The organism is Pararhodobacter oceanensis, assembly GCF_003076755.1.
Taxonomy (GTDB): domain Bacteria; phylum Pseudomonadota; class Alphaproteobacteria; order Rhodobacterales; family Rhodobacteraceae; genus Pararhodobacter; species Pararhodobacter oceanensis.
On record NZ_QDKM01000001.1, the window covers coordinates 309,132 to 321,815 of the forward strand.

Annotated in this window: 11 protein-coding genes; 3 read left to right on the plus strand and 8 right to left on the minus strand. The window is 64.4% G+C overall.

Going from position 1 to position 12,684, the window contains the following annotated elements; genetic code table 11:
- Window positions 1–93: 93 nt before the first annotated feature.
- From metC to DDE20_RS01390, 8 genes are read right to left on the minus strand one after another with little or no spacing between them, the layout of a single operon-like run.
- Window positions 94–1,257, minus strand: a complete 1,164-nt coding sequence (metC, locus tag DDE20_RS01355; protein WP_116556646.1) for a cystathionine beta-lyase — start codon at window positions 1,255–1,257, stop codon at window positions 94–96.
- Window positions 1,254–2,099, minus strand: a complete 846-nt coding sequence (locus tag DDE20_RS01360; RefSeq protein ID WP_205961596.1) for a sulfurtransferase — start codon at window positions 2,097–2,099, stop codon at window positions 1,254–1,256. The genes metC and DDE20_RS01360 overlap by 4 nt, the downstream gene beginning before the upstream one ends.
- A gap of 57 nt (window positions 2,100–2,156) precedes the next feature.
- Window positions 2,157–3,272: a CaiB/BaiF CoA transferase family protein gene (locus DDE20_RS01365; protein ID WP_116556648.1), complete on the minus strand. Its 1,116-nt coding sequence runs from the start codon at window positions 3,270–3,272 to the stop codon at window positions 2,157–2,159.
- Entirely contained in the window at window positions 3,269–4,006 is a 738-nt protein-coding gene (locus DDE20_RS01370) for a FadR/GntR family transcriptional regulator (RefSeq protein ID WP_116556649.1), read from the minus strand. Before DDE20_RS01370 ends, DDE20_RS01365 begins: the two co-directional genes overlap by 4 nt.
- A gap of 54 nt (window positions 4,007–4,060) precedes the next feature.
- Window positions 4,061–5,713, minus strand: a complete 1,653-nt coding sequence (locus tag DDE20_RS01375; protein WP_116556650.1) for an acetate--CoA ligase — start codon at window positions 5,711–5,713, stop codon at window positions 4,061–4,063.
- A gap of 27 nt (window positions 5,714–5,740) precedes the next feature.
- Complete coding sequence (locus DDE20_RS01380; RefSeq protein ID WP_116556651.1) at window positions 5,741–6,958, minus strand: acyl-CoA dehydrogenase family protein; 1,218 nt, start codon at window positions 6,956–6,958, stop codon at window positions 5,741–5,743.
- A gap of 10 nt (window positions 6,959–6,968) precedes the next feature.
- Complete coding sequence (locus tag DDE20_RS01385; protein WP_165814389.1) at window positions 6,969–8,057, minus strand: phosphotransferase family protein; 1,089 nt, start codon at window positions 8,055–8,057, stop codon at window positions 6,969–6,971.
- Window position 8,058: 1 nt separating this feature from the next.
- On the minus strand, window positions 8,059–8,814 hold the full coding sequence (locus DDE20_RS01390; RefSeq protein WP_165814390.1) for an SDR family oxidoreductase: 756 nt from the start codon (window positions 8,812–8,814) through the stop codon (window positions 8,059–8,061).
- A gap of 326 nt (window positions 8,815–9,140) precedes the next feature.
- Between DDE20_RS01390 and DDE20_RS01395 the strand changes: the two genes are divergently transcribed.
- From DDE20_RS01395 to DDE20_RS01405, 3 genes are read left to right on the plus strand one after another with little or no spacing between them, the layout of a single operon-like run.
- Window positions 9,141–10,367, plus strand: coding sequence for a 3-methyl-2-oxobutanoate dehydrogenase (2-methylpropanoyl-transferring) subunit alpha (locus tag DDE20_RS01395; protein WP_116556654.1), 1,227 nt, complete (start codon window positions 9,141–9,143; stop codon window positions 10,365–10,367).
- 1 nt (window position 10,368) lies between these two features.
- The gene (locus DDE20_RS01400) at window positions 10,369–11,382 is read left to right on the plus strand and encodes an alpha-ketoacid dehydrogenase subunit beta (RefSeq protein WP_116556655.1); all 1,014 of its coding nucleotides are present in this window, start codon (window positions 10,369–10,371) and stop codon (window positions 11,380–11,382) included.
- 3 nt (window positions 11,383–11,385) lie between these two features.
- Entirely contained in the window at window positions 11,386–12,684 is a 1,299-nt protein-coding gene (locus tag DDE20_RS01405; RefSeq protein WP_116556656.1) for a dihydrolipoamide acetyltransferase family protein, read from the plus strand.

The window sequence follows — 12,684 nt, forward strand, 5'->3', positions numbered from 1 at the left end:
TCGCCTTGATTCCGTGCGAGGCAGTGCACCATAAAGCGCGTCGTTCCTGCGGCAGGTCGCCATCCCGCGGTCTGGCGATGTGCGGCTTGCGCCCTACCCCGGCAGTTTCGCCAGCGCCTGTTGCAGATCCTCCAGCAAATCCTGCGGGTCCTCCAAGCCGACCTGCAGGCGCACCACCGGCCCCAATTCCTGCCAGCGCGACAACTCCCGCGCGGCGGGGTTCATCGGCAGCACGAGGCTCTCATAGCCGCCCCAGCTAAAGCCGATCTTGAACATTTCGAGTGCGTCGATAAAGGCGCGTTTGGCCTGCGGATCGCGTGAGGTCAACTCAACGGAAAACAGCCCCGCCGCGCCGTCGAAATCACGTTTCCAATGCGCATGCCCGGGGCAGGATGGCAGCGCCGGATGCAGCACCCGCGCGATCTGCGGCTGCGCGGCCAGCCATTCGGCCAGCACCAACCCCGTGGCCGCGTGACGCTCGAGCCGGACCTGCAGGGTGCGCAAGCCCCGCAGACCCAGATTGCACTCTTCAATCCCCGCGCAGGCGCCCAGATCCTGACTGGCGCGGCGCACCGCGTCGTAAGTCTCGGCGTTGGTGCTGATCACGCCGAGCATCGCATCGGAATGGCCGACGATATATTTCGTCGCCGCGTGAATCGAGACATCGACGCCGTGCTCTAAGGGCCGGTAAAGAAGCGGCGTCGCCCAGGTGTTGTCGATCGCGGTGTGGATGCCCGCGGCTTTCGCGGCGGCGACAATCGCGGGGATATCCTGCACGTCAAAGGTGCCCGAACCCGGCGATTCAAGGTAAATAAGCTTGGTCTCGGGGCGGATCAGATCGGCGATACCGGCGCCGATGGCCGGGTCATAAAAGGTCGTCTCGACGTCCATGCGGGTGAGCATCCGGCTGCAAAAACGGCGCACCGGTTCATAGACGGTATCGACCACCAGAAGGTGATCGCCCTGCTGCAAGAAGGCCAGCAAAACCGCCGAGATTGCCGACACGCCGGATGAGGTGGCGATGGAACGATGCGCGCCTTCCAACTCGGCCATCGCCTCTTCAAAGGCGAAGGTCGTGGGCGTGCCGACGCGGCCATAGAAGGGCACATCGAAAGGGGTTTTGCTTGCGATCTCAAAGTCTTCGAGCTTGTCGAACACAAAGGTCGAGGCGCGCACCAAGGGCGGGTTGACCGAGGTGATACCGCTGCCATGGGGGCGGCCGGTTTGGGCCAGAGTGCTGGCGATGCGGCGGGTCATGTCAGGGACTCCTTGGGTAGATCAGCGCGCTGGCCCCATTCGTGCCAAGAGCCGTCGTAAAGCGTGACATCGGATTTGCCGAGCCGCGCCATCTGGAAGTAAAGGATCGCCGCGGTGACGCCCGAGCCGCAGGTGGCGATCACCGGTTGATCAAGGTTAACACCGGCGCCCGTCAGGACCGCGCGCGCGTCTTCGGGTGGGGCGAAGGTGAAATCGCCCGTTTGCGGCAAAAGGCCGGACCACGGCACGTTCACCGCGCCGGGCATGTGGCCGCCAGCAACGCCGGGGTAGCCCGAGGGCAGTTCGCCGGTGAAGCGCTCGCGGGTGCGGGCGTCGACCACGCCGGCGGACCTGTCGCTCAGCGCGGCTTGCACGTCCTGCCATGTGGCGACGCCTTCGTCGGCGGCTCTGGCGGTGAAATTGCCACGCACCACCGGTGTGGCGGCGCCGCTTTCGACCCCGCGGCCCTCGGCTTGCCAGCGTTTCCAGCCGCCGTTGAGCACCGCCACGTTTTTGTGGCCAAAGTGGCGGAACATCCACCAGACGCGGGCGGAGACATAGCTGGAATCGTAGATCACCACGCGGCTGTCGGCGTTGATGCCGAGCGCCTGCGCAACCTTGGTAAACGCCTCCGCCGAGGGCAGCATGTTGACGTAATTGGATGTGGCGTCCGAGGCGGCGTCGAGATCGAAGAACTGCGCGCCGGGGATATGGGCGGTCTCAAACTCGGCGCGGGCGGATTTTCCGGCCTCGGGGATATACCAAGAGCAGTCGAGGCAGACCAGATCCGCCTGCCCGAGTTGTGCCTCAAGCCATTGGGGCTCAACCAGAAATTCGTCCATCATGCTCTCCTATTGTGGCGGGTCGGGCGTGGCCCATGCAGCAGGCGCGCCCCGAAATCATGCGGTGGTCAGGCGGATCTTGGCGTCGAACTGCGCGCCGCGGTGTTCATCCAGCGCGGGCGCGCGGCGTAGCGGCGCATTGCCATAGGCCGAGAATTTGACCGGCTGGCGCACCACATATTGGTTAACGCCATCGGCGCGGGTGAGTTGCGCCAGCAACTCGCGGTGCTGGATATGCGGGTCTTGCGGCAGGTCCGCGAGGCGGTTGACCGGCCCCCACATCTGGCCTGCGGCCTCCATCACCGCCTCCCACTCATCGCGGTTGCGGGTGATGATCACCGCGGCGATCCGACCGCGCAATGCGGCGCGCGCAGCGACCCGCGCGGGGCGTTTCATGCCGATCAGATCATCAAGCCCGAGGTCGGTGCAAAGCCGGTCCCAATAGGCGTCTTCATGGGCGATCGACAGGGTGATCCACGCACCATCGGCGCAGGTGAAGACATCATAAGCGGGCTCGGCCTGCGGCGGCGGATCGCCCGCCTGCCCCTCCATGCCGATGGCGGCAGAGAACAGCGCGGTGACGGAATCCGACATCGAAATGTCGACAAATGTGCCCTGCCCGTTGCGGTCGCGGGCTTGCAGGGCGGCGAGAATACCGATGACGGCAAACAGGCCCGAGGCGTTGTCACCGAGCAGCAATGCGGGCGGCAGACCGCGCACATCACCGGTCAAACGTTCCTCGAGGGCGCCGCCGATGCCTTGCAGGGTCAGGTCATGGCCAGGGCGGTTGCGGTAGGGACCGGTCTGGCCGTAGCCGGTGATCGAACAGTAGATAAGCTGCGGGAATTGCGGGGAAATATCGTCATACCCCAACCCCTGTTTGGCGAGTTTACCGGGGCGGAAGCCTTCCATGAACACATCCGCCTGTGCGATCAGCGCCAGCAGTTCGGCTTTGTCGTCAGCTTTGCGAATGTCCAAGGCAACCGAGCGTTTACCACGGTTCATCGCCTCGAAAAACCCGGTCAAAAACCGCGAAGGGTCGCCAATGCCGGGGCGTTCGACCTGGATCACATCGGCGCCCATATCCGAAAGGATCATCGTCGCCAGCGGACCGGGATATTGCTCGGCCATGGAGACGATTTTCAGGCCCGCCAAAGGGGTGTTCGCCGTCATAGATGCCTCATCCGTGCCATTTTCACCGGCTTGTCAAAATCCAGCGCGGCCTTCAGATAGCCGCGTTTGAAATCCTCGATATGGCGGCGCGCCCAAGTGGCGGCCTCGGCCTCGTCGCGCACTTCGATGGCGGCAACGATCTTTTCATGGGCGGTGATCATCCGCGCCGAGGTGTCGATCTGATGCACCAGATCCGAGACCATCGGCAGGAACAGATCGTGCAGCGGCTGGCGCATGGTCTGGAAGATCGGGTTGTTGGTCGCCTCACAGACCAGCAGGTGGAATTCGGCGTCGAGCGCGGCCAGTTCGTCATGATCCGAGGCCATTCGGGTCTCGCGCAGATTGCGGTGCAAACGGGTGATCTGGGTGCCGCTGGCATTCGCCGCCGCCTGCCCCGCCAGCACCGGATCAAAGGCGACATTGGCCTGATAGAGATCGCGCACGGTGACCTGTTGCATGACCAGCGCCTGCGCCGTGCGTCCGGCCAGATGCGAGCCGTCAGGGATGCTGACCACCAGCCGCTTTTGCGACTTGCGCCGCAGCATGCCGGTTTCTTCCAGCAGCCGGATGCCCTCGCGCACGGTCGAGCGATGGACGCCGTAGGTCTGTGCCAAGACGGTTTCCGAGGGCAGTTGATTGCCCGGTAAGATCTCGCCGGCAAGGATCTGGTCGGCGATCTGGTCGGCCAACTGCCGGTAGGCGGGCAGTGGATCGACGGGGTCTTGGGTGTTCATACAGCGTCCCTCGTTATGCGTGATTTGCGGCTCCGGTGACCGGATCAGGCCGCATCATTTGCCCTTGGCGGCTGCGTATTCGCGGTCGCGCAGCTCTTTGCGGCGGATCTTGCCGGTGACGGTTTTCGGCAATTCGTCCAGAAACGCAATCCGGCGCGGATATTTGTAGGGGGCGGTTTCGCGTTTGGCAAAATTCTGGATGTCTTTGGCCAATTCGGCGCTGGCGTCATGGCCCGCATGCAACACCACAAAGGCTTTGATCACCTCGCCGCGCTCGGCATCGGGGGCGGCGACGGCGGCGCATTCCTTGATCGCCGGATGGGCCATCAGCGCGCCCTCAACCTCGGCGGGGCCGACGCGGTAACCGGCGGTGTTGATCACATCATCCGAGCGGCCCTCATACCAGAAATACCCGTCGGCGTCTTTGTGGGCCAGATCGCCGGTGATATACCAGCGCTCGCCCAAGGCATTGGTGACAAAGCAATCTTCGGTTTTCTCGGGCGCCTGCCAATAGCCCAGCATCATCCCCTCCATCGGCATGCGGATGGCGACATGCCCGATTTCATTCGCGGGTAGAGCGGTGAATTGATCCTCGGAAATCACGTCAATCGGCAGGCCCGGCAGCGGCAGGCCCATGGCGCCGGGTTTGATCTCGGTGACCGGATAATTGGCGATCACCATCAGCGCTTCGGTCTGGCCGTAGGCCTCATGGATGCGGCAACCGGCGCGGCGCATCCAGTCGCGCGCGGTCGGCCCGTCAAGGGACTCGCCGGCGGTGGCGCAAAGCCGCAATCTCGTCAGGTCATGCGCCTCGATATCTTGGCCGAGGATGTGGCGGAATTCGCTGGCGGCGGCGGCGAAGACGGTGACCCCGTAGCGCGCTATGATCTCGAGCCGTTTTTCGGGATCGAACGGCCCGTCATAGGTCAGCGCGCGCACCCCTGCGAGCCACGGGCCGACCATGGTCGCGGTCAATGAGAACGACCAGCCGGTGTCGGAGGTGCCCCACATGGTGTCACCGCGGCTTTGTTCATTGAGGTCGAACCAATAGGCCGAGCATTCATAATAAGCGCGCGGGAAATAGGCCGAGAGGAGCACGCCCTTGGGCTGGCCGGTGGAGCCCGAGGTGAAATAGATGAGCGCGCCTTCGTCGGGGCGCATGCGTTCGGTCGCGACGTCGAGCCCCTGCCCTGCGGCAAGGCTCACGAGGTTCTCCCAGCCCTGCGCCTGTGCCTGCCCGCCGCCATAGGGCACGATCAGTTTCGCGCGGCCCTCGGTCAGATCGTCGAATTTCGCCACCTCCGAAGGGATGGTGATGATAGCTTTCGGCTGCGTCGCCTCGATCCGGTAGCGCAGATCCTTGGGCGTGAGCATGGTGATACAGGGGATCGCGATGGCGCCGAGGCGGAAGGCGGCGATCATCACCAATTGCCACTCGGGGATGCGCGGCAGCATGATCAACACGCGGTCGCCGCGGGTGATGCCCTGCGCGTGCAGCACCGCCGCGATGCGTTTCGACTGATCGCGGATTTCGGCGAAGGTCAGCCGCCGCTCGTCCCCCGCCGCGTTCAGCCAGATCAGCGCCTCGCGCGTCGGATCCTCGGCGTAACCGTCGATCACGTCACAGAAATTGAACGTCTCGGGCGGTGCGGGCCGTGTGTAGGCGGCGGCGTCACGGGCGTAATCATTGAGCGGGGGCAGCAGCATTGCGGCGTTCCTTAGGGGGCCAATGGATCAGAAGTCGGTGAGGCTGGGCAGCATGTCATTGCCGCGCGGCAGCACACGGCGGCCAATCGCCATCCGGTGCGCCTCGGAGGGGCCGTCGTAGATGCGGAAGGCGCGGATTGAACGGTAGATATGCTCGACCTGCGTCAGGCCGGTGACACCGATGCCGCCGAGGAGTTGCACCGAGCGGTCGACAATGCGGCTGGTGGCCTCGGAGACGAAGACCTTGGCCATGCTGCTCTCGTGGCGGCCCTTCGAGCCGCTGTCGAGCACCGCGCAGGCATGGGCAATGACCTGCCGCGAGGCGTAGATGTCGATCTCATTATCGGCGAGCATGAAGCTGGCGCCTTGGTGGTTGCCGAGCCTGTCGCCAAAGAGTTCACGCTGCGCGGCATGGGAGCGGGCGATATCATGGCAGCGTTCGGCGGCGCCGAGCCAGCGCATGCAATGGGTCAGCCGCGCGGGCGCGAGGCGGACTTGGGCGTAGCGGAAGGCGAGGCCCGGCTCGCCGAGGATTTGCGATTTATGCACCCGCAGATTGTCCAGATCGACGATGCAATGGCCGCCGGTGCTGTCATGGGCGATCACATCCAAGGGCCGCACGATATTGATGCCGGGGGTGGACATCGGGGCGAGGAACATCGTCGGCGGGGCATCGGCGGCCTCGCCATCGCGGGCCATGATGATCGCGAATTTCGCGCCAACCGCACCGGTGATGAACCATTTGCGGCCGTTAATCACATAGTCGTCGCCATCCTTGACCGCGACGGTTTTCAGCCGCGCCGGATCGGAGCCCGCGCCGCCCGGTTCGGTCATCAGAAAGCACGAGCGCTCGCCTTCGCAGAGAGGCCGCAGATATTCCTCGCGGTGCGCGCCTTCGGCGACCACATCGAGCATATGCTGGTTGCCCTCATCGGGTGCGGCGCAATGCAGCGCGAGGGGGCCGAGCATCGAATAGCCCGCGGCCTCGAGGATTTTCGCCTTGCCGCGGTGGTCCATCCCGGCGCCGCCAAATTCCGCCGGTAGATGCAGCCCGTAGACGCCTGCGGCGCGGGCCAGATCCATCAATTCGTGGCGTAGGTCTTCGCTGACGGATGCGCCGGTTTTACGCCATGCCTCCTCAAGCGGGAGACAGTCGCGGATGACAAATTCGCGGGTTTTCTCGGCCAGTTCGTCGGTCTTATCGGCGCTGTCGCGGATGGTTATGTCACTGTACTGCTTGGCCATCTGGCTCTCCTTAGATCACATTGCCGTCGAGCACATCATTGCCCAAGGCGAAAGCGCCGGGTGCGGCGGCGCCGAATTTCTGGTTTCTGGCGTAGCCCTCGGGGTCCGAGAGGTAGCGGTCGTAAAGCTGTAGGTAGACGACGCCCAGTTTGGCGAAAGCGAGAGCGAGGAAATGGCGCAGATCGGCTTCGTCCTGCGCGCTGTCAAAGCCCGAGGCGCGGATATAGGCTTGGGTTAATTCGCGGCGCGTGAGGGCGCCTGCGGCCTCGGAATGGGTGAGATTGGTGGCGCGCAATCCTGCGGGGTCGCTGGCTTCGCACCAATAGGTGAGCAGCGTCGAGAGGTCGAAAAGCGGCGCGCCGAGGGTCGACATATCCCAATCGAGCACCGCATTGGGGGCGAGGGTTTCGGGGTCAACGACCACGTTATCGAGTTTGAAATCATTATGAATGACGCTGACCCGCTGGTCGGCGGGAGGCGCGGCATTGAGGCGTTTAAACAGCGTCAGCGCCTCGGCGGGCGGGGTGGCGGTGCTGCCCTCAAGCCGCGCACCCCAGCCCTTGAGCGTGCGGGCGGCAAAGCCTTCGGCGCGGCCCAGCCCCTGCGCACCAATCGCGGCAATGCTGAACCCGTGCAACTGGGTGAGGATCTGGATTTGCAAGAGCGAGAGGCAGCGCGCTTGCGATGGGCTCAGGGGGCGGCCCAAGGGCTCGGCGCCGTGCAAGGGCAGACCGGCGCGGAATTCGGAAATCAGGAAGGGCGCGCCCAAGACGCTGGTGTCATCGCAAAAGGCCAAGGGGCGCGGGGCCAGTGACCAGACCGGCGAGAGCACCGAGAGCGAACGATGCTCGCGCGCCATATCATTGGCGCCTTTGGGGATCTCGCCCAAAGGCGGGCGGCGCAGCACCGCCCAGCCGTCATCGACATGGATCAGATAGTTGAGGTTGCCGTAGCCACCGGCGAATTGAAGGATCGGCCCGTCGCTTAACCGCTGGCCGCGCTTGCTGAGAAACGTGGTTAATGCGCTCTGGTCAAAGGGGATGACATCGGCGGGATCGCGCAGCAAACCGGGGGCGACGGGAGGGGCCAGAATACTCATATCACAACGCCCAGCTTTGCGCGTCATCGACGGTGAGCGAGGCGCCATTGACGAAACCGCTGGCGGGATCGCAGAGGAACAGGAGCGCCGAATCCAGATCCTGCGGCGCGCCGACGCGGCGGCGTGGCAGGCGGGTGAGTTCGGCGCGGCCACGGTCAGTGTCCCAGAAATCATCGTTAATTTCGGTGCGGATATAGCCCGGACAGAGCGCGTTCACCCGGATGCCATAGCGCGCCCATTCGACGGCGTGACAGGCGGTCATATGGGCGAGCGCGGCCTTGGACATGCAGTAAAGCGAAACGCCGGGCCCGACGCGCTCGGCGAGCATCGAGGCGATATTGACCACCGCGCCGCCGGTTTCTGCGGCGATCCAGCGCTGCACGCAAAGCTGCGAGAGTTGCCACGGGGCGCGCAGGTTGACCGCCATTGTGCGCTCAAAATCCATCAGCGAACTGTCCTGCGCGCGGCCCGGCAGGCTGATGCCGGCGTTGTTGATCAGGAGCGTCGGCGGGCCGAGTGCGTCGGAGACCTGTGTGATCAAGGTTTCCGCGGCGTCGGGGTCTTCGGCGTCATAGGAGAAGGCGGCGCAGGTGATGCCCTCGCGGGTCAGTTCAGCTTGCAAATCGGCGAGACGGTCTTGGCGCCGCGCGGCCAAAGCGACGCTGGCGCCGTGGCGGCCCAGCACCTTGGCAAAGCGGGCGCCCAATCCGCCCGAGGCGCCGGTAACAATGGCGACCTGCCCCGTAAGATCCGTCATTTCGCCCCCTTTGCGCATGCCGTCGCGCATGCTCTTTGTCGGTCATCATACTATGTTTGACCTACATAAGCCCAAATTTTCGCAGCCAAAGCAAGTGATTTCTGCGCTGAACCTGCGGTTCGGGGCGTTTTGGCAGCGCAGGCAGCCGTTCCGCGCCCAAGGTATGTCCGACATACTTCGCGATACCTGCCAGAATCAGCCGCGCGGAAAATCTGCGGCCACGGGGGCTGCAGATGCCTGCCCCCTTCCCCTTTTGCCAAAACCAACTAGCTTAGATTAAGCTGCATCCGTGATCCTTTTGTCCGCAGAACCAAAGGAAGACCGCTATGACCGAGCCGCTCAGCCTGCATGTTCCCGAGCCCGAGGTGCGCCCCGGTGGCGAGCCGGATTTCTCGGGCGTCAAGATCGCCCCTGCCGGAGAGGTCGATCGCCCGCCGGTGGATGTGGACCCTGCCGAAATCCGCGATAAGGCGTTTTCGATCATCCGCGTGCTCAACCGCGGTGGCGAGGCGGTGGGGCCTTGGGCGGGACTACTCAGCGACGAGGATCTGGTCGAAGGGCTGCGCCATATGATGCTGTTGCGCGCGCTTGATGCACGGATGGTGATTGCGCAGCGGCAGGGCAAGACCTCATTTTACATCCAGCATCTGGGCGAGGAGGCGGTGAGCACCGCGTTTCGCAAAGTGCTGCGGCAGGGCGATATGAATTTCGCCACTTACCGGCAGGCGGGGCTGTTGATTGCCGATGATTACCCGCTGGAGGTGATGATTAACCAGATCTACGCCAATTCCGAAGACCCGCTGAAGGGGCGGCAACTGCCGACGCTTTATTCGGTCCGCGAAAAGGGGTTTTTCACCCTCTCGGGCAATCTGGCGACCCAGTTTCCGCAGGCGGTGGGCTGGGCGATGGCCTCGGCGATCAAGGGCGAGACCAATATCGCGGCGGGCTGGATCGGGGATGGCTCGACGGCGGAAAGCGACTTTCACGCGGGGCTGGTGTTTGCCTCGACGTTCAAGGCGCCGGTGATCCTGAATGTGGTTAATAACCAATGGGCGATCTCGACCTTCCAAGGGATCGCGCGCGGCGGGGTTGGCACGTTTGCGGCGCGGGGCCTAGGCTACGGCATCCCGTCCTTGCGGGTGGATGGCAATGATTATCTGGCGGTCTATGCGGTCGGCCAATGGGCGGCGGAGCGCGCGCGGCGCAATCTGGGGCCGACGCTGATCGAGTATGTGACCTACCGCGCGGGGGCGCATTCGACCTCGGATGATCCGAGCGCTTACCGGCCCAAGGAGGAGAGCGCCGCATGGCCTTTGGGCGATCCGGTGATCCGGCTGAAGGCGCATCTGATTGTGCGCGGGGTCTGGAGCGAGGACCGCCATGCGCAGCTGGAAGCGGAGATGCGCGATACGGTGATCGCGGCGCAAAAGGCGGCGGAGGCCAACGGCACGATGCATTCGGATAACCGCCCCTCGGCACGCGATATGTTCGAAGGGGTTTACGCCGAAATGCCGCCACATCTGCGCCGCCAGCGGCAGGAATCGGGGGTCTGAGATGCCACGGATGACAATGATCCAAGCGGTGCGCGACGCGATGGATGTGGCCATGGGCCGCGACGAACGGGTGGTGGTTTACGGCGAGGATGTGGGCTATTTCGGCGGTGTGTTCCGCGCCACGCAGGGGTTGCAAGAAAAATACGGCCGGCACCGGTGCTTTGATGCGCCGATCAGCGAGAGCGGCATTGTCGGCACCGCGATTGGCATGGCGGCGAACGGGATGCGGCCCTGTGTCGAGATCCAGTTCGCCGATTACATGTATCCCGCCTATGACCAGATCACCCAAGAGGCGGCGCGGATCCGCTATCGGTCGAACGCGGATTTCACCTGTCCGATGGTGATCCGCATGCCCACCGGCGGCGGGATTTTCGGCGGCCAGACCCATAGCCAGAGCCCCGAAGCGCTGTTCACCCATGTGGCGGGACAGAAAGTGGTGGTGCCTTGCACGCCCTATGACGCCAAAGGGCTGTTGATTGCCGCGATCGAAGACCCTGATCCGGTGATCTTTCTGGAGCCGAAGCGGCTTTATAACGGGCCCTTCGACGGGCATTATGAGCGGCCGGTGACGGGCTGGGGCAAACATCCTGACGGTGAGGTGCCCGAGGGGTATTACACGGTGCCTCTGGGACAGGCCGCAGTGCGCCGCGAGGGGCGCGAGGTGACGATACTGGCTTATGGGACGATGGTGCATGTGGCGCTGGCGGCGGCCGAGGACACCGGCATAGACGCCGAGGTGATCGATCTGCGCACCCTCCTGCCCTATGATCTGGAGGCGATCACCGCCTCGGTGCGCAAGACTGGCCGCTGCGTGATCCTGCATGAGGCGACGCTGACCTCGGGGTTCGGCGCGGAACTCGCGGCCTTGGTCGCCGAGCATTGTTTCTATCACCTTGAGGCGCCGATCCGCCGCGTGGCCGGTTGGGACACCCCCTATCCGCATGCGCAGGAGTGGGATTATTTCCCCGGTCCTGTGCGCGTCGGCGAGGCGCTCAAACAGACGATGGAGGCCTGAGGTATGGGCCAGCATACGATCAAAGTGCCAGATGTCGGCGAGGGGATTGCCGAGGTGGAACTGGCGGAATGGCATGTCGCGGTCGGCGATCTGGTGCGCGAGGATCAGGTGCTGGCGGCGGTGATGACCGATAAGGCGACGGTGGAGATCCCCTCGCCCTCGGATGGCAAAGTGCTGTGGCTGGGCGCTGAGGAAGGCGACAAGATGGCGGTCGGCGCTGCGCTGATCCGGCTGGAAGTCGCGGGCGGGGGCAACACCGAGGCGGCGGCGGAACTGGCGCCAGAGCCGGTGTCTGAATCTGGGCCGGTAACTAAACCCGAGGCGCGCGCGGAAACGCCTCAAGCGGAGGAGGTGCCGAAACCGGCGCGCGCCACGCCCCGTGAGGACGCGGCACCGCCCAAAACCGGCGCCTTCTTGCCAAGGCCTGAGGGCGAAAAACCGATGGCCGCGCCGTCGGTGCGGGCGCGGGCGCGGGAGGCCGGTGTTGATCTGCGCCGCGTCGCGGGCAGCGGTCCGGCGGGACGGATCACCCATGAAGACCTTGACCGGCTTGAGGTCGCGCCCGATACGCTTGCCCCCGCGGCGGGTTACCAGCGCAACACCGCGCAGGAAGAGATCAAGGTTATCGGTCTGCGCCGCAAGATCGCCGAGCGTATGGCCGAAGCGCATGCCAGGATCGCCCCGATCACCTATGTCGAAGAGGTCGATATGAGTGCGCTGGAAGAGTTGCGCGAGCGGCTCAACAAGACGCGCCGCGAGGAGCAGCCGAAGCTGACCCTGCTGCCGTTCTTGATGCGGGCGATGGTGCGGGCGATTGCCGAGCAGCCGCGGCTGAACGCGCATTACGACGATGAGGCGGGGGTGATCTTGCAAAGCGGCGGGGTGCATATCGGGATTGCCGCGCAAACGGGCGCCGGGCTGATGGTGCCGGTCGTGCGCCACGCCGAGGCACGCGATCTCTGGGGCTGTGCGGCGGAACTCAACCGCGTGAGTGCTGCGGCCAAAGCCGGTCATGCGGCGCGCGAGGAACTCAGCGGCTCGACGATCACCATCACCTCGCTGGGTGCCTTGGGCGGGATCGTCAGCACGCCGATCATCAACCGCCCCGAGGTGGCGATCATCGGGGTCAATAAAATGGCGGTGAGGCCGGTCTGGGACGGCTCCGCCTTCGTGCCGCGCAAGATGATGAACCTGTCGTCGAGCTTTGACCACCGCGTGGTGGACGGCTGGGATGCGGCGGTATTTGTGCAAAAGATCAAGAGCTTACTGGAAACACCAGCGCTGATCTTTATCGAGGGGTAA

Excerpts from the sequence above, each read along its gene's own strand:
- metC (WP_116556646.1), bottom strand. The coding sequence starts at position 1,257 with ATGACCCGCCGCATCGCCAGCACTCTGGCCCAAACCGGCCGCCCCCAT.
- DDE20_RS01360 (WP_205961596.1), bottom strand. The coding sequence starts at position 2,099 with ATGGACGAATTTCTGGTTGAGCCCCAATGGCTTGAGGCACAACTCGGG.
- DDE20_RS01365 (WP_116556648.1), bottom strand. The coding sequence starts at position 3,272 with ATGACGGCGAACACCCCTTTGGCGGGCCTGAAAATCGTCTCCATGGCC.
- DDE20_RS01370 (WP_116556649.1), bottom strand. The coding sequence starts at position 4,006 with ATGAACACCCAAGACCCCGTCGATCCACTGCCCGCCTACCGGCAGTTG.
- DDE20_RS01375 (WP_116556650.1), bottom strand. The coding sequence starts at position 5,713 with ATGCTGCTGCCCCCGCTCAATGATTACGCCCGTGACGCCGCCGCCTAC.
- DDE20_RS01380 (WP_116556651.1), bottom strand. The coding sequence starts at position 6,958 with ATGGCCAAGCAGTACAGTGACATAACCATCCGCGACAGCGCCGATAAG.
- DDE20_RS01385 (WP_165814389.1), bottom strand. The coding sequence starts at position 8,057 with ATGAGTATTCTGGCCCCTCCCGTCGCCCCCGGTTTGCTGCGCGATCCC.
- DDE20_RS01390 (WP_165814390.1), bottom strand. The coding sequence starts at position 8,814 with ATGACGGATCTTACGGGGCAGGTCGCCATTGTTACCGGCGCCTCGGGC.
- DDE20_RS01395 (WP_116556654.1), top strand. The coding sequence starts at position 9,141 with ATGACCGAGCCGCTCAGCCTGCATGTTCCCGAGCCCGAGGTGCGCCCC.
- DDE20_RS01400 (WP_116556655.1), top strand. The coding sequence starts at position 10,369 with ATGCCACGGATGACAATGATCCAAGCGGTGCGCGACGCGATGGATGTG.
- DDE20_RS01405 (WP_116556656.1), top strand. The coding sequence starts at position 11,386 with ATGGGCCAGCATACGATCAAAGTGCCAGATGTCGGCGAGGGGATTGCC.